We start from the raw sequence: 15,413 nt of genomic DNA on the forward strand, positions 1-15,413 counted from the left end.
CCTCCCGTACGCGTCCTCCCTGCCCGTGGTGGTCGGACGCCCCACCACGACCGGGAACGTCAGGCGCAGTCGAACCGGGCGGCCGCCCAGTCCCCGTGGTCGCCGCTCTTCGTTCCGTTGGTGTCGGTGATCCTCAGGTGGACGTGGCGGGCGCCGGTCACGTCGACGTCCACCGGGACCGTGGCCGAGGCCCCGGTCACCCGTGGCGAGGTCCACAGCACCCTGCCGTCGGCCTCGACGGAGAAGGCCACGTCTCCGTAGCCGGCGATCTCGTCGTCGATGCCGACGTCGGCGGTGAAGGAGGTGCAGCGGCCGCCGAGGTAGACCTCGATGTCGGAGTCGGCGTGGGCGCCGATGCCCTTCTCGTAGGTCGTGCCCGCCAGGGTGAGGGTGTGGCCGTCGGCGGCGCCCGACTCTCCGTTGGAGCGGTCGCGTTCGGGCGGGCCCCAGCCGTTGGCCGACTTCAGCCAGACGAGGTCGCTCGCCCAGGCGGGCGCGGTGGGCGGTGGCGGCATGACCCCGGCGGCGAAGCGCAGGCTCGCGGTGAGGTCCGCGCCCGCCGCGCGGTGCCGGGCGGTCGCGGTGAGCGTGGCCTCGCCGGGGGCGGCGTCCGCGGCGGGGGTGACAGCGAGCTCCACGCGCCGGGTGGTGCCGGCCGGGACGCGGGCGATCGGCGCGGCCGGGGCGACCTGCCAGCCGGCGGGGACGTCGAGGCCGACCTCGACCGCGGTGGCGTCCCTGGTGCCGGCGGTGACGTCCACGGCGACGGTGCCGGGCACGCCGGCGCCCAGTTCCTGGCCGGCGGGCGCGGTGAGGGTGGCGGCGGCGCCGGGCACGGCCCCGCCGACGGCGCTGGTGCCGCTGAGGACGAGGGTGAAGGCACGGTCGGTGGGCTGGGCGGCGGTCTTGACCCGGACCACTCCCCCGCGGTCGTCGCGGTCGTACCACCAGCCCTGTGTGGCGGCCTCGAAGGCGGCCTTCGTGGTGTGGCGGGCCAGCGCGCGGCCGCCCAGGGTGACGGCGCCGGGCGCGTCGCCGGTGTGGACGGTGAAGTGGTAGGGCCGGGCGGCCGGCTTGCCGGTGTGGTCGCCGACGCTCGCGCCGATGCGCACGGTCACGTCGCCGGCTCCGCGCCGCGGGGCCGTCACGTCGGCGCGCTGGGTGGCGTACCGGCCGGAGCGGTGTTCGCGGGTGACGCCGTCGTCCTCGTACAGCTCGAAGGAGGAGGTGCCCTGCGGGTAGACGTCCCAGGCGATCGGGTCGCCGGGCCTGCGGTCGGTGGCCGAGCGGATGCCGCCGGGCCACATGGGGACGACGGCGCCGGCCCGGACGAACAGGGGCAGGGTGTCGAGCGGGGCGCTGTAGTCGTCGAGGGTGACGGGGCCTTCGTAGGTGCGCCCGTTCGCGTAGTCGATCCAGGTGCCCTTGGGGAGATAGATGCCGTCGCGCTCGACGGCGTCCTTGTAGACGGGCGCGACGAGGAAGTCCTCGCCGCTCAGGAACTCGTACTTCGCGGCGTCGGAGGCGGCCACCGGGTCATCGGGGTATTCGAGGACGAGGGGCCGGGCGAGGCCGACGCCGGTCTCGGTGGCCCGGTGGGCGTGCGAGTAGATGTACGGCAGCAGGGCCTCGTGGAGCTTGAGCGAGGCCCGGTTGATCGAGGTGTAGGGCTCGCCGTAGCGGAAGGGCTGCTTGTCGTGGGCGGCCCAGCCGTCCATGGTCATGGTGACCGGGAGGAAGGTCTTCCACTGGAGGTCACGGGTGTACGTCCGGGGGCTGCCGCCGAAGATGCCGTCGACGTCGCCGGTGGTGTAGGCGAGCCCGGACATGGAGGCGCCGGCGTAGGTGGGTATCTGCCAGCGGATGTACTCCCAGCTGCCGGACTGGTCGCCGGACCACTGGACTCCGCAGCGCTGGGCGCCGGACCAGCTCTCGGGCGCCCAGGTGAAGCCGCGCGCGGTGCTGTTGGCCTCGATGCCCGCGTGGGCGGCCTTGCAGCCGTCGAGGGCGAACTTGTAGCCCTCGCCGACCCAGGCGACGTCGAGCTTGGCGACCCGCTGGCCGGCCCTGACCTGGTCGGCGAGCTTGTCGAGGCCGTCCTCGGTCCACAGGCCGAGCTGCATGCCGCGCTGCTGGAGGCCCTGGGCGGTCTCGGCGAGGTTCTCGTAGCCGCAGCCGTAGCCGTCGTTCACGAGCATCCAGCCGTTGGGCATGTCGTTCTGCACGTAGCCGTCGGCGACCTTCAGGGCGTCGAGGGTGTGGCGTTCGCCGCGGTTGGCGTTGTGCAGGTAGCAGTCGGCGTCGCCGATCTCCAGCCCGTAGACGGGCGGGAGGAAGGGTTTGCCGGTGAGCCGGGTGTACTGGCCGATGACGTCCTTGAGGGCGTCCTCGCCGTCACCGGCGAAGTAGTAGGCGTCGAAGCGCTGTTCGCGGGCGGTGGTGGTGACGGGCTCGCCGAAGGCGTAGGTGTTCGGCGCGTAGGTGTTGCGGTAGACGCCGTAGCCGGCCGAGGAGAGGTAGAACGGGACGGAGTTGGGGTGGCCGCCGTCGTTCCAGTTGTAGTCGACGCCGACCTCGACGGTCTTGCCGCGGTGGGAGGTGTTGCCGCGGCCGTTCTGCATGCCGGCGCCGTAGAACTGCTCGTCGGCGCCGCGGGCCAGGGTCTGGACGGTGCGGTCCTGGTTCCAGGTGAGGCCCTGGGTCTCGGTCCACAGCGGCGTGCCGTCGGCGCGGAGCGCGGCGAAGCGCAGCGGGGACTTGTAGGCGCGCAGGGTCACCCGGGCGGTGCTGAGTTCGTAGCGGTCGCCGCGGTCGACCCAGCGGGTGGCGGGCGGCGGGCCCTGCGGGAGGACGATGTCGTGGCCGGTGGGGTCGGTGAACTTTCCGTCGGGGGCGAGTTCGATGCGGAAGGTCTCGTCGGAGACGAAGCTGACCCGGGCCTCCGCGTGGCCCGCGGTCAGGCGGTAGACGGACCCGTCGGCGGCGAAGCCGGTGACCGCGCCGACGGTGGTGTCGGACGGCTCGGCGGACGCGGGGCTTCCGGGTCCGGCGAAGACGGCGAGCAGGCCGAGGAGTGTGCCGGCGACTGCAGCTCTCATGCGCATTGATGATTGCATGGGGCCTATCTAGCGCAGATTCGAGCGTGGCGACAGGACAAAAAGGACCGCCCCCGGACTTCCGTGGAAGTCCGAGGGCGGTCGGGCGAGCCGGAGGCGTCGCCCGGACGGCTACAGGGCGACGCCGAGCAGCGCGTCGACGGCACGCGAGACGAGTCCGGGGGCGGACTCGTCGGTGCCGCCCTCGGCGTCCTGGAGCGCGACCCAGCGGTCGACCGCGGCGAGCGCGGCCGGGGCGTCCAGGTCGTCGGCGAGGGCCTCGCGGATCTCCTCGACGAGCGCGTCGGCGGACGGGCCGTCGGGGCGCGACACGGCGGCGCGCCAGCGGCCCAGGCGGGCGACGGCGTCCTGGAGGACCTGGTCGGTCCACTCCCAGTCGGCCCGGTAGTGGTGGGCGAGCAGGGAGAGCCGGATGGCGGCCGGGTCGACGCCGTCCCTGCGGAGCCTGGAGACGAAGACCAGGTTGCCCTTGGACTTGGACATCTTCTCGCCGTGCAGGGCGACCATGCCGGCGTGGACGTACGCCTTGGCCATGGGGAACTCGCCGGTGAGGGCCTGGGCGTGCGAGGCGCCCATCTCGTGGTGCGGGAAGATCAGGTCGGAGCCGCCGCCCTGGACGTCGAAGCCCATGCCGAGGTGGTCGAGGGCGATGGCGACGCACTCGATGTGCCAGCCGGGGCGGCCGGGGCCGAGGCTGGCGCCGTCCCAGCTGGGCTCGCCCTCGCGGGCGGCCATCCACAGCATCGGGTCGAGCGGGTTCTTCTTGCCCGGCCGGTCCGGGTCGCCGCCGCGCTCGGCGGACAGGTGGCGCATCAGCGCGGTGTCGTAGTGCGAGACCTGACCGAAGTGCGGGTCGGCCTCGACGGAGAAGTAGATGTCGCCGTCGAGCTCGTAGGCGGCACCGGCGTCCCGCAGCCGCTCGACCAGCGGGACGATGCCCGGTATGGCCTCGACGGCCCCGATGTACTGCTGCGGGGGCAGCATGCGCAGGGCGGTCATGTCCTCGCGGAACAGGGCGGTCTCGCGCTCGGCGAGGCCGACCCAGTCGATGCCGTCGCGGACGGCCCGCTCGAGGAGGGGATCGTCCACGTCGGTGACGTTCTGGACGTAGTGGACCTGCCGCTTGGTGTCGAGCCACACGCGCTGCACGAGGTCGAACGCGTTGTAGGTCGCCGCGTGCCCCATGTGGGTGGCGTCGTACGGCGTGATGCCGCAGACGTAGATACGGGCGACGGGGCCGGGGTCGAGGGTCACTCGTCCGCCGGTCGACGTGTCGTGAATCCGGAGGTCGCGGCCCTTGCCGGGCAGGGCGGGGACCTCAGAAGCGGGCCAGGCATGCATGTCCTGAGCGTAACCGGACAGGTGTTCCGGATACGAACCGCACCCGGGATCTTGACCGAATAGGCGGTCTTGCGGGTCAGAGCCGTTCGTGCATACCCCTAGGGGGTGTGGCGCGTCCGCGGGAGGTTGGCGGAAAAGCATCGGTCCGCCGGGCAACACCCGCCGCTACACCGGCGGCCAGGGGATCGCGGGCCACCGCCCCGACGGTACGGGATGCCGCCCGGTCACGCGCAGCCGGGCGACCCGCGCCCGCAGGGCGTCCACCTCGGCGGCGGTCAGCAGCGCCGCGAGCCGTTCCGCCAGTGGAGTGCCGGGCGCGAGCCGCGCGTCGAGACCGGCCAGCACGGCGACGGCCTCCTCGGTCAGCTCCTCGCCCGCCCAGCCCCACAGCAGGGTGCGCAGCTTGTCGTCCACGTGGAAGGAGACGCCGTGGTCGATCCCGTACAGATGTCCGTCAGGTCCTGGCAGCAGATGCCCGCCCTTGCGGTCGCCGTTGTTGATGACGGCGTCCAGAACGGCCAGCCGGCGCAGCTGCGGGCTGTCGGCGTGGACGAGCAGCGCCGTGCGGTCCTCGGCCACCTGGGCGGGGCCGACGGCCTTCCAGCCCTCTCCCGGCTCCTCGTCCTCGACCAGCGCGAGCAGGGCCGCCTCCGGGTCGGCCTCGACCCACAGCTGCACCATGCCCTCGCCGTACGGCCCGTCCCGCAGCACGGTCGGCGGGACCAGGCCCCAGCCGGTGGCCTCGGACAGCTCGAAGGCGGCGACCTCGCGGCGGGCGAGGCTGCCGTCGGGGAAGTCCCACAGCGGGCGTTCCCCGGCGACCGGCTTGTAGACGCAGGCCGTCTCCTCGCCCTCGTACGCGACGGAGCAGAACAGCACCGCGTTGGACGCCTCGCGGACCTGGCCGCGGACCGTGAGCTCGCCGCGGCCGAGCAGTTCGAGGACCGCGGGAGTCGTGGGCGTCGCGGGGGCCTGATGGCTGCTCATGCGCCGCGACGGTATCCGTTCTGGCGCGGGCAGACATGGCCCTCGGGGTCGAGCGGCAGGCTGCACAGCGGGCACGGCGGCCGGCCGGCGTTCACCACGTCGAGGGCGCGCTTGGCGAAGGCCCGGGCCTGGGCGCCGGTCAGCCGGACCCGCAGCATCGGCGGGCCGTTCTCCTCGTCCTGGAGCAGCCGCTCCTCGGCCTCGGCGAGGTCCTCCTCGGAGTCCGCGTCGAGCTCGACGAGCGCCTGCGCCTCGACGATCATCCGCTGCTCCTCGCCGTCCCAGGCGAGCGCCATGGTGCCGACCCGGAACTCCTCCTCTACGGGGGTGTCGAGCGGGGCGGTGTCCGTGATGTCGGCGGGGGCCACCGCCGGCACGGGGGCGTTGCCGCCGGTACGGCGCACGACCTCGTCGAGCAGTTCGTCGATCCGCTCGGCGAGGGCCGCGACCTGGGTCTTCTCCAGGGCGACGCTGGTGACCCGGCCGGCCGCGGACGCCTGGAGGAAGAACGTACGGCGGCCAGGCAGCCCGACCGTGCCGGCCACGAAACGCTCCGGTGGGTCGTAGAGGAACACCTGACGGGACACGTTCCTGACTCCCTTGGCTCTCGGCTGTGGTGCTGCTGTCGTGAACGCTGCTCTCGTGGCCGCCGGTGTCGCGGAACGGCGCTACAGCGGCGCGTCCACCCTACTGCGCGGATGGATCACGGTGCGCCCGCACCGCCCCCGACCTCGGCCTCCCCCTGTCCGCCGGCGGTCTCGCGCGGGGCGAGGGCGGACAGGTCGCCGGTGTCGCCGAGGCGGAGCAGGAAGGGACGGAGGCGCGTGTAGCGGATCGCGGTGACCGAGCAGGGGTCGACCTGGATCCGCTGGAAGAGGTCCAGGTGGAGGCCGAGGGCGTCGGCGACGATCGCCTTGATGATGTCGCCGTGCGAGCACATCGCGTAGACGGCGTCCTCGCCGTGCTCGGCCTCGATCCGGGCGTTCCAGTCGCGCACCGCGTCCACCGCCCGCGCCTGCATGGCGCGCATGGACTCCCCGCCGGGGAAGACCGCGGCCGAGGCGTGCGCCTGGACGACCTGCATCAGCGGCTCGTCCATGAGCTCGGCGATCTTGCGGCCCGACCAGTCGCCGTAGTCGCACTCGCTGATCCGCTCCTCGGTGTGCAGCGAAAGCCCGGGGCGGGCGTCGAGCAGCGGGCGCACGGTCTCGTGGCAGCGCTGGAGCGGACTGGAGACGACGGCGGCGAGCGGCACTCCGGCCAGCCGCCCGGGCAGCTCGACGGCCTGCGCGGCGCCGCGCTCGTCGAGCGCGACCCCGGGCGTGCGTCCGGCGAGCACCCCGGAGGTGTTGGCGGTGGAGCGTCCGTGCCGTACGAGGATCAGGGTGGCCATGGGGGCCAGCGTAGGCGCAGGCACGCGCGCGTGGGGACGCCCGAGCGGGCGGACCGCGTCCCCGCGGGGATGCGGTCCGGCGGCGGTGGGGGGAGAATACGGCGGGTGATCGTGGACTCAGCCATCTATCGGCGCGGGCAGCGGATGGAGAGCCCCGCCGACCTGTCGGACGCGCTGGCGGAGGCTCGGTCGAGCGGGGACGCGTTCCTGTGGGTGGGCCTGTACGAGCCGACCGAGGCCGAGTTCGGGCACGTCTCCGCGGAGTTCGCGCTGCACCCGCTGGCCGTGGAGGACGCCCTGAAGGCGCATCAGCGGCCCAAGCTGGAGGTGTACGACGACTGCCTGTTCGTCGTGCTCAAGCCGGTGGTGTACGAGCCGGAGAGCGACCGGGTCAGCTCGGACGAGGTGATGGTCTTCGTCGGCGACTCGTTCGTCGTGACCGTGCGGCACGGGGCCGGCAGCCCGCTGACGGCGGTGCGCAAGCGCATGGAGGCAACGCCGGACGTGCTCCGGCACGGGCCCACCGCGGTCCTGTACGCGATCAGCGACGCGGTCGTGGACCACTACATCGACGTCGCCGGGGAACTCCAGATCGACCTGGAGGAGCTGGAGGCCGACGTCTTCGCGCCGTCCGGCGGCAGCCCGAAGCGGACCGCGGAGCGGATCTACACGGCCAAGCGGCAGGTCCTGGAGTTCCGCCGGGCGGCGAGCCCGCTGACCGCGCCGATGGCCCGGCTCGCCACGGGCACGGTGCCCTTCGTGCACGACAAGGCCATGCCGTTCTTCCGTGACGTGCAGGACCATCTGCTGCGCGCCAACGAGCAGGTGGAGAGCCTGGACCGGCTGCTGTCGGACGTGCTGTCGGCGCACCTGGCGCAGATGGGCGTGCGGCAGAACGACGACATGCGCAAGATCTCGGCCTGGGCGGCGATGGCCGCGGTCCCCACGATGGTCGCGGGGATCTACGGCATGAACTTCGACCACATGCCGGAGCTGCGCTGGGTGTGGTCGTACCCGGCGCTGCTCCTGCTGATGGCGGGGACCGTCCTGGGCCTGTACCGGCTGTTCAAGCGGCGCGGCTGGATGTAGGGACGGGACGCGGGCGGAGCCGGTGCCTCAGAAGGCCGGGGCGGGCGTCGCGGGCCCTCCCAGGGCGTCGCGCCGCTCGGGCATCGTCAGGCCCACCATCCGGTGCCAGCCGGCCGCCCGCTCGTACGCGTACATGCCGTGGACGCCGGCGGCGAGGGCGGCGGCCTTCGCCCTCGGCCACCGCAGGATGCGGCCCATGTGGCTCATCACGGCGAGGCTGACGTCCCGGTAGACCTGGATCTCGACGAGCGCGGACTCCCGCAGGGTGCGCTGGATGAGGCGGCCGTGCCCCGCGTGGTTGAGGCGGAGCAGCTCCTCGTGGCAGTAGGCGAGGTGGTTGGTCTCGTCGTGGTCGATCATGTGGATGGCCTTGCCCAGTTCGGGGTGGTCCCCGAAGTACTTGACCAGCATGTCCATCTGGTCGGCGGCCCGTTGCTCGGTGACCCGGCTGTGGCTGAGGTAGACGACGATGTCCCGCTCGGTCAGCGGCTCGTCGCGGCGCAGCTTGTCGTGCGCGAGGCCGATCCCGCGCTTCTCCAGCAGCATCGTGTAGTCGGTCTCGGGCGGTACGGGTACGGGATCGAGGCCGCGCTTCCTCAGCAGGGCGTTGAAGATCCGGCCGTGTTTGTCCTCGTCGGCGCCGTGCCGGGCGATCTTGGGGGCCATCTCCCGCATGCCGGGTGCGACGAGGGCGGCGATGCGCCCGTTCTCCCAGCCGCCCTGCGCCTCGCCGCTGGCGGCGATGGAACAGAAGAGCCGGAACGACTCGTCGTTGTCGATGATTTCCTGGAACAGGCTCTTGGCCGAAAGCATGGGTGCCACCTCCATGCGGACGTCCGCACGCCGCACGCCCGTGGAGTACGAGTCAAGACCGCCGCGCCGGGACGGGCAACAGGAGGACGGCGGGCGCTGGGCCGAACGACGTACGGGCCGCGGCGGGCGGGCCGCGCCGCGGCCCGTAACCCCGGGGCGCGCTCACGCGTTGTGCTGCGTGACGGCCGTGGCGGGGAAGACCCCCGAGCCCCCACCACGGCCGCAGGCTTGCCCGGGACCCGGCCCGGAGGCCTGCCCGGGCGGACCCTTCACGCGAGTCCGGCCCGCTCCAGGGCCTCGACACCGGCCCTCAGCGCCGCGATCCGCTCGTCGAGCGTGAAGCCGGCCGGGGCCAGCGTCAGGGTCGTCACGCCGGCCGCCGCGTAGGCCTTCATGCGGTCGGCGACCCGCTCGACGGAGCCGAGCAGGGTGGTCTGGTCGATGAGCTGGCGCGGCACCGCCGCGGCGGCACCGGCCTTGTCGCCGGACAGGTACTTCTCCTGGATCTCGGCGGCGGCCTTCTCGTAACCCATGCGCTGAGCGAGCTGGTTGTAGAAGTTCTGCTTGCGGCTGCCCATGCCGCCGACGTAGAGCGCGGTGTACGGGCGGAAGACGTCCGCCAGCGCGTCGATGTCGTCGCCGAGGGCGAGGGGCAGCGTCGGGTGGACGTCGAAGCCGTCCATGGTGAGCCCGGCCTTCTCGCGGCCCGCGCGGAGGTGGCACAGCGCCGTCTCCTCCAGGTGCTCGGCGGCCGGGAAGATCAGCAGGGCGCCGTCGGCGATCTCGCCGGTCTGCTCCAGGTTCTTGGGGCCGATGGCGGCGATGTAGAGCGGGATGTACGGGCGGGTCGGGTGGACCGTGAGCTTGATCGGCTTGCCCGGGCCGTCCGGCAGCGGCAGGGTCCAGTGCTCGCCCTCGTACGTGAGGCGCTCGCGGGACATCGCGCGGCGGACGATCTCCACGTACTCGCGGGTGCGGGCCAGCGGCTTGTCGAACTTGACGCCGTACCAGCCCTCGGAGACCTGCGGGCCGGAGACGCCCAGGCCGAGGCGGAAGCGGCCGCCGGAGAGCGAGTCGAGGGTCGCGGCGGTCATGGCCGTCATGGCGGGCTGCCGGGCCGGGATCTGCATGATCGCCGAGCCGATGTCGATCCGCTCCGTCCTGGCGGCGACGAAGGAGAGCACGGTCGGGGCGTCGGAGCCGTAGGCCTCCGCCGCCCAGCAGACGTCGTAGCCGAGGCGGTCCGCCTCCTGGGCCACGGCGAGGTTGTCGCCGTCCATGCCCGCGCCCCAGTAGCCGAGGTTGATGCCGAGCCGCATGCCACGTACCCCTTACCCATCGGTAACGTCTCTGTGCCGGGGACTCTAGCGCGCGGTCCCGGCATTCGTCAGGAGCCGGCCGGGAGCGGGGCGCCTGCCGGGTCGACGGGGTTCGAACGGGCAGCCTGTGGACAGGTTGTCCACAGGGTCTCTCCGCGTGGTGCCGTGGCCAGTAATCTCGCGGCCATGGAGCAGAGGCATCTCGGACGTACCGGCCTGCGCGTGTCCCGGCTCGGGCTCGGCACCCTCACCTGGGGCCGCGACACCGACGAGCACGACGCCGCCGAGCAGTTGAAGGTGTTCTGGGACGCGGGCGGCACGCTCGTGGACACCGCGGACGTGTACGGGGGCGGCGAGGCGGAGTACCTGCTCGGGCGGCTCGTGGACGAGAGGTCGGGCCTGATCCCGCGCAGCGACCTGGTGATCTCGACCAAGGCCGGCAGCGTGCCCGACCCCGACCGGCGCACGGACGGCTCGCGCGGCCACCTCCTCGCCGCGCTCGACGCCTCGCTCGCCCGGCTCGGCACGGACTACGTGGACCTTTGGCAGCTGCACGCCTTCGATCCGTACACCCCGCTCGAGGAGTCGCTCCAGGCCCTCGACATCGCCGTGCGCAGCGGCCGGGCGCGGTACGTGGGCGTCTCCAACTTCTGCGGCTGGCAGCTGGCGAAGGCCGGGACCTGGCAGCACGCCGGGGACCGCACCCGGCTCGCCGGGACGCAGATGGAGTACTCGCTCCTCCAGCGGGGCGTCGAGCGCGAGGTGCTGCCGGCCGCGCTCGACCTGGGCATCGGGCTGCTGCCCTCCTCGCCGCTCGGGCGCGGAGTGCTCACCGGGAAGTACCGGCACGGCACTCCGGCGGACTCGCGGGGCGGTTCGGAGGCGCTCGCGCCGTTCGTCGAGCCGTATCTGGACGACGCCGCGAGCCGGATCGTGGACGCGGTCACCACGGCGGCGGACGGCCTCGCCACCACGCCGCTCCAGGTCGCCCTCGCCTGGGTCCGCGACCGGCCCGGCGTCGCCGCCCCGATCGTCGGCGCGCGCAACGCGCAGCAGCTCGCGGCGGCTTTGTCAGTGGAGAGCCTTAGTCTTCCTGACGAGATCTGCCGGGCCCTCGACGACGTGTCGGCGCCCGTGCACCGCTACCCGGATCACGACTGGAGCACCTTGTGACCGAGCCTTCCGGCGACACCGCGCCGCCCGAGGCGACCGAGACCGCCACCGACACCCCCGAACCGTCCTCGGGCCCGCCGGACGCACCCGAGGCGGCTCCGGAGACCGACGGGGCGCCGGGCGAGGGCTCCGGTGCGGGCGAGGGCGTGGATACGGCCGAGGCGTCGGGTACGGCCGAGGGCGCGGACGGTACCGAGGGCTCGGGTACGGGTGCGGGCTCGGGTACGGCCGAGGGCTCCGGTGCGGGCGAAGGCTCGGATGCGGGTGCGGGCGAGGGCGGTGCGGAGGGTGCCGGCGCGTCCGCGTTGTCCGAGGCGCAGGCGGAGCTGGCCGCGCAGCGGGAGCTGCGGGAGAAGATCGAGCGGCGCAAGGCCGAGCGCGGCTCGCCCGTGGAGGCTGGCGGGAAGCTGACGGGCACGGCCGCGGATCTCCTCGCGGCGGTGCGGGCGGTGGAGAGCGGCGCCAGGCCGGTCTCGGTGCCGCGCGTCGAGGCGCCCGAGCCGGCCCGGCCCGCACCGGCGGCGGCCCCCGAGACGACCGTGCGCCCGCCGGTGCCCGAGGCGCCGCTCGTCACCGAGGAGACCACGGCGGCCGTGCGACAGGTCCTCGCGCGCGGCGGCGCGCCCGAGGCGCTCGCCGGTCAGGTCGCCGCGGTCCTCGGCGAGGGCGCCGCCCGGGCGCTGGAGGACGACCCGTGGCAGCTGCTCGCGGTGCCGGGCGTCCGGTCCGAGCAGGCGGACGGTTTCGCGCGGGCGCTGCTGGGCCCGCAGTGCGGCCCCGCCGACCCGCGCCGGGTGGTCGCGCTCACCGCCTGGCTCCTCGACCAGGCGGCCCTGAAGGGGCACACGGCCCTGGAGATCGGCGCCGTACGGGACGGGCTCGCCAGGCTTTCGGTGCCCGAGCCCGACAAGGCCGTCGACCTCGCGGTCTCCGAGGCCGCGGTGCTGGTCTTCCAGGAGGAGGAACAGGACGAGGAGCCGGAGGAGACCGGGGAGGACGGCGAGGAGGCCGGGGAGCAGCCGCGCCCCGGGACGCCGGTGCTGCTGGGACTGGAGCGCTTCGCGCTCGCGGAGGAGAGCCTGGCCGACGGTCTCGCCCGCCTGATCCGTACGGTCGAGGCCGCGGAGTGGGACGGCCCCGAACTGGCCCGGGCGGCGGGCGCCCACGGCCTCGTGCTCCACACCGGCGGCGAGGCCGCCCGCGCCGAGCCGGCCGCGCTCGCCGAGGCCGCCCGCGCACGGGGTCTGCGGGTCGCGCTCGCGGCGCACACGGCCCGGGACGGGGCGGTGCCGGTGGCCGCGCTGCTGTCCGGCGCGGCCGGTCCGGGCCGGGACGCGGAGGGCAGCCTCGCCCTGGACCTGCTGGTCGTCCTGGACGCGCCGCAGCTCGACGTGGAGAGCGCGGCCTCGCTCGTGGAGGCGCTGCCCGACGGCTGCCGGCTGGTGCTCAGCGGCGATCCGCACGTGCTCGGCCCGGCGGGTCCCGGCCGGGTGTTCGCCGATCTGCTCGCGGCCCGGGTCGCCCCGCAGATCGCCTCCCGGGTGCCCGACCCGGGCCCGGTGGGCGAGCTGGTGTCGGGCATCGGCGTCGGAGAGCTGAACCAGGTGGCCGCACCGGGCAAGGAGGTCGTCATCGTCCCGGTCCGGGACGCCGGCGAGGCGGTGCACCGCACGGTGCAGCTGGTCGCCGACTCGATCCCGCGGGCGATCGGCGTGCCGGCCGCGCAGACCCAGGTGATCACGGTCGGCCACGGCGGCTCGGCCGGCACCCGCGCCCTGAACGCCGCGCTCAAGGAGCGCCTCAACCCGGGCCCGGGCCGCTTCGGCGGCTACGACCCGGGCGACCGGGTGGCCCACTCCCCCGCCCCGGGCCGCACCCGGGTCGGCACGGTCGTCTCGGCCGACGCCGAGGGCCTGCACCTGGACTGCGAGGGCGAGAAGGTCGTCGTGGCGAAGGAGCGGGTCGAGTCCGCCCTGCGCCACGGCTGGGCGCTCACCGCGCACCAGGCGGTCGGGGCGCGCTGGCCGGCCGCGGTCGTGGTGCTGCCCGGCGACGCGGCGGGAGGCCTGACCCGGTCCTGGGTGTACACGGCGTTCGGGCGCGCGGAGCGCCATCTGTCGGTCGTCCACGGTGTGGAGCAGGCGCTGCCTCGGGCGGTGGCCGAGGGCCGGGACCCGGAGCGCACGACGCGGCTGCGTCCGCTCCTGGAGGCGCTGCTGCAGGAGGACGCCGAGGCGTGACGTGAAGACGGCGCGCGCCCTCCCCGATCTCCGCGGGAAGGGCGCGCGCCGTCTACGGGGCCCGGCAGGTGGTGGCCGGTGGCTCAGGCCCGGCGGACCTGCTCCTCCAGCTCCTCCTCGTCCACCTCGTCGTCGAAGACAGTGCTGATGTCGAAGCGGCACACGATCCGTTCCGGGTCGGCCTGGTCGAAGGGGGCGTGCAGCCACTCCCCCGGTTCGGGCAGTTCCTCGGCGGCCTCGACCCAGAGCGTGGAGTCGCCCTCCTCCAGACCGAATTCCTTGTGACGGGACGCGATTTCGTCAGGTTCGTACTCGCCGAAGACGACGCCGAGCGCCGCGTGGGTGGTCCCGGGGCCCTCCTCCCGTTCGAGATCGGTGACCCGGCGGGCCTGGGCGATCAGGCGCTGCGGCTCCACCACCGCGTAGTCGCGACGGATCAGCACGCTCACGGCGTGCGGCTCGTCCGGGCCCGCGTAGGGCGGCAGGGAGTCGTCGGCGCCCGGGATCTCGAAGGGTGTGACCTCGTCGTACCGGTCGTAGAGGGCCTCGTCGTACGCCTCCGCCGCCGTGGCGAGCGCGTTGAAGGCCTCGTAGACGGCCGGGTCGTCGTCCCCGGTGCGGCGTTCGACCGCCGCGAGGTGACGGTCCAGTGCGGCTTTGACCGCCTCGGCGGCGGCGCGTACCTCGGCAGCGGTGGGCTGCGCAGCATCAGACATAGGACAGACGCTATCCGTACCGGGCCCTTGGCCGCACAATAGATGCGATGCCGGAATACGAATTTGTCGACGTGTACGTGCCGCGAGGCGTCTCCCGCAAGGAGGCGACGCGGCTTCTGACCGACCATGCCGAGTACGGACACTGGGAGTTGGACCGCCTGAGCCTGCGCCGCGACGGCAGCCGCAGGGTGCGGCTGCGGCGGCGCATCATCCGCCAGACCCGCGCCACCTGGTGAGAACAGAAGAAGCAGAAGGGGCCCCGCGGTGCGGGGCCCCTGCCGTTTTCCGGACGGGTCAGGCGGTGCGGCGGGACCGGCGGTAGATCACGGAGCCGGCGAGGAGCAGGGCCGCGCCGGCCGGGACGGCGAGACCGAGCGGTCCCGCTCCGGTGTGCGCGAGCTCCTCGGTGGGACTGCTCGGCGTGACGGCGTGCGTACCGGGCGTGTTCGGCCCGTACGAGCTGCCGGGCGTGCCCGGCGCCCCCGGCGTTCCGGGGTGCCCGCCCTCGTTGCCGGGCGTGCCCGGCGTCCCCGGCGTTCCGGGCGTACCCGGGTTTCCGGGGTTGCCCGGGTGCTCGCCCTCGTTACCGGGGTTGCCGGGGTTCCCCGGCGTCCCGGGCCCGCCCGGGTTCCCCGGGTTGCCGGGCGTCTCCGGCCCACCCGGGTTCCCCGGGTTGCCCGGGTTGCCCGGCGTCGTCGGCTCGACGCCGTAGCCGCAGTCGTTGTTGCCGGCGGCGTTGCCCACGCCGACGCCGTTGACGCTGTTGCCGCACACGTTCACGGGGGCGTCGACCGGGACCTGGACGGTGTTGCCGGAGCCGACGCCCGGCGAGTCGGAGGCGTGGCCGTCGGCGGAGGAGCCGGAGCCCCCCTCGTCGCCGTAGCCGCCGGACCCGTCCGTGCCGGTGTTGGCACAGGAGTTGCCCGTGGCCGGGTTCATCAACCCGATCACCGAGACCGTGTTGCCGCACACGTTGACCGGCGCGTGGACCGGGGCCTGGACGGTGTTGCCGGACGCGACGCCCGGCGAGTCGGAGGCCGTACCGCTCGCTCCCGAGCCGGCGTGGGCGTAACCGCCGCCGAGGGCGATCATGCCGCCCGCCGCGGCGACGGTGACGATGCTCTTGCGGGTGATGATGCGTGTGACCTGTCGCATTTTTGCTGATTACCTGCCTTTTCGGCTCGTGACGAAATGGCCACCGGCCCCGGAGTGCATGGCACGCACTC

Annotated in this window: 13 protein-coding genes; 4 read left to right on the plus strand and 9 right to left on the minus strand. The window is 73.8% G+C overall.

Annotation, left to right across the window (positions count from 1 at the left end):
• Nucleotides 1-59: 59 nt before the first annotated feature.
• The 5 genes from ACFWJO_RS11030 to ACFWJO_RS11050 form a co-directional block, all read right to left on the minus strand.
• Nucleotides 60-3,116, minus strand: a complete 3,057-nt coding sequence (locus ACFWJO_RS11030; RefSeq protein ID WP_386864407.1) for an NPCBM/NEW2 domain-containing protein — start codon at nt 3,114-3,116, stop codon at nt 60-62.
• A 111-nt stretch (nt 3,117-3,227) separates the two neighbouring features.
• Nucleotides 3,228-4,457 (minus strand): cysteine--1-D-myo-inosityl 2-amino-2-deoxy-alpha-D-glucopyranoside ligase, encoded by a 1,230-nt coding sequence (mshC, locus tag ACFWJO_RS11035; RefSeq protein WP_384414524.1) that lies wholly within the window; start codon nt 4,455-4,457, stop codon nt 3,228-3,230.
• 165 nt (nt 4,458-4,622) lie between these two features.
• Nucleotides 4,623-5,477 carry an SCO1664 family protein gene (locus ACFWJO_RS11040; protein ID WP_386864517.1) on the minus strand — a complete coding sequence of 285 codons (855 nt, stop codon included), beginning with the start codon at nt 5,475-5,477 and terminating at the stop codon, nt 4,623-4,625.
• Nucleotides 5,441-6,031, minus strand: a complete 591-nt coding sequence (locus tag ACFWJO_RS11045; RefSeq protein WP_386864408.1) for a DUF3090 domain-containing protein — start codon at nt 6,029-6,031, stop codon at nt 5,441-5,443. The genes ACFWJO_RS11040 and ACFWJO_RS11045 overlap by 37 nt, the downstream gene beginning before the upstream one ends.
• 116 nt (nt 6,032-6,147) lie before the next feature.
• Nucleotides 6,148-6,837 (minus strand): histidine phosphatase family protein, encoded by a 690-nt coding sequence (locus tag ACFWJO_RS11050; protein WP_386864409.1) that lies wholly within the window; start codon nt 6,835-6,837, stop codon nt 6,148-6,150.
• Between the two features lie 96 nt (nt 6,838-6,933).
• Here ACFWJO_RS11050 and corA point away from each other — a divergent pair, with 96 nt between their 5' ends.
• A complete protein-coding gene (gene corA / locus ACFWJO_RS11055; protein WP_386864518.1) occupies nt 6,934-7,926 on the plus strand; it encodes a magnesium/cobalt transporter CorA in 993 nt (330 codons plus the stop codon).
• A gap of 27 nt (nt 7,927-7,953) precedes the next feature.
• On the opposite strand, the gene ACFWJO_RS11060 is transcribed toward corA, so the two are convergent.
• Together ACFWJO_RS11060 and ACFWJO_RS11065 are read right to left on the minus strand one after the other, a co-directional pair.
• Nucleotides 7,954-8,739 (minus strand): ferritin-like domain-containing protein, encoded by a 786-nt coding sequence (locus ACFWJO_RS11060; protein ID WP_386864410.1) that lies wholly within the window; start codon nt 8,737-8,739, stop codon nt 7,954-7,956.
• A 269-nt stretch (nt 8,740-9,008) separates the two neighbouring features.
• Nucleotides 9,009-10,058 carry an LLM class F420-dependent oxidoreductase gene (locus ACFWJO_RS11065; RefSeq protein ID WP_386864411.1) on the minus strand — a complete coding sequence of 350 codons (1,050 nt, stop codon included), beginning with the start codon at nt 10,056-10,058 and terminating at the stop codon, nt 9,009-9,011.
• Nucleotides 10,059-10,244: 186 nt separating this feature from the next.
• Between ACFWJO_RS11065 and ACFWJO_RS11070 the strand changes: the two genes are divergently transcribed.
• The gene (locus tag ACFWJO_RS11070; protein WP_386864412.1) at nt 10,245-11,231 is read left to right on the plus strand and encodes an aldo/keto reductase; all 987 of its coding nucleotides are present in this window, start codon (nt 10,245-10,247) and stop codon (nt 11,229-11,231) included.
• Nucleotides 11,228-13,471, plus strand: coding sequence for a helix-hairpin-helix domain-containing protein (locus ACFWJO_RS11075; protein ID WP_386864413.1), 2,244 nt, complete (start codon nt 11,228-11,230; stop codon nt 13,469-13,471). Before ACFWJO_RS11070 ends, ACFWJO_RS11075 begins: the two co-directional genes overlap by 4 nt.
• Nucleotides 13,472-13,554: 83 nt before the next feature.
• Here the strand turns inward: ACFWJO_RS11075 and ACFWJO_RS11080 are convergent, their stop codons facing one another.
• The gene (locus tag ACFWJO_RS11080) at nt 13,555-14,187 is read right to left on the minus strand and encodes a hypothetical protein (RefSeq protein ID WP_386864414.1); all 633 of its coding nucleotides are present in this window, start codon (nt 14,185-14,187) and stop codon (nt 13,555-13,557) included.
• Between the two features lie 47 nt (nt 14,188-14,234).
• On the opposite strand from ACFWJO_RS11080, the gene ACFWJO_RS11085 reads away from it, so the two are divergent.
• Nucleotides 14,235-14,423: a DUF5703 family protein gene (locus tag ACFWJO_RS11085; RefSeq protein WP_128983151.1), complete on the plus strand. Its 189-nt coding sequence runs from the start codon at nt 14,235-14,237 to the stop codon at nt 14,421-14,423.
• A gap of 58 nt (nt 14,424-14,481) precedes the next feature.
• Here the strand turns inward: ACFWJO_RS11085 and ACFWJO_RS11090 are convergent, their stop codons facing one another.
• Nucleotides 14,482-15,342 carry a chaplin gene (locus ACFWJO_RS11090; RefSeq protein WP_386864415.1) on the minus strand — a complete coding sequence of 287 codons (861 nt, stop codon included), beginning with the start codon at nt 15,340-15,342 and terminating at the stop codon, nt 14,482-14,484.
• Nucleotides 15,343-15,413: the final 71 nt, after the last annotated feature.

The organism is Streptomyces sp. NPDC127092, from assembly GCF_042722475.1.
GTDB lineage: Bacteria > Actinomycetota > Actinomycetes > Streptomycetales > Streptomycetaceae > Streptomyces.

Excerpts from the sequence above, each read along its gene's own strand:
- ACFWJO_RS11065 (WP_386864411.1), bottom strand. The coding sequence starts at position 10,058 with ATGCGGCTCGGCATCAACCTCGGCTACTGGGGCGCGGGCATGGACGGC.
- ACFWJO_RS11060 (WP_386864410.1), bottom strand. The coding sequence starts at position 8,739 with ATGCTTTCGGCCAAGAGCCTGTTCCAGGAAATCATCGACAACGACGAG.
- mshC (WP_384414524.1), bottom strand. The coding sequence starts at position 4,457 with ATGCATGCCTGGCCCGCTTCTGAGGTCCCCGCCCTGCCCGGCAAGGGC.
- ACFWJO_RS11090 (WP_386864415.1), bottom strand. The coding sequence starts at position 15,342 with ATGCGACAGGTCACACGCATCATCACCCGCAAGAGCATCGTCACCGTC.
- ACFWJO_RS11070 (WP_386864412.1), top strand. The coding sequence starts at position 10,245 with ATGGAGCAGAGGCATCTCGGACGTACCGGCCTGCGCGTGTCCCGGCTC.
- ACFWJO_RS11030 (WP_386864407.1), bottom strand. The coding sequence starts at position 3,116 with ATGCAATCATCAATGCGCATGAGAGCTGCAGTCGCCGGCACACTCCTC.
- ACFWJO_RS11085 (WP_128983151.1), top strand. The coding sequence starts at position 14,235 with ATGCCGGAATACGAATTTGTCGACGTGTACGTGCCGCGAGGCGTCTCC.
- ACFWJO_RS11050 (WP_386864409.1), bottom strand. The coding sequence starts at position 6,837 with ATGGCCACCCTGATCCTCGTACGGCACGGACGCTCCACCGCCAACACC.
- ACFWJO_RS11080 (WP_386864414.1), bottom strand. The coding sequence starts at position 14,187 with ATGTCTGATGCTGCGCAGCCCACCGCTGCCGAGGTACGCGCCGCCGCC.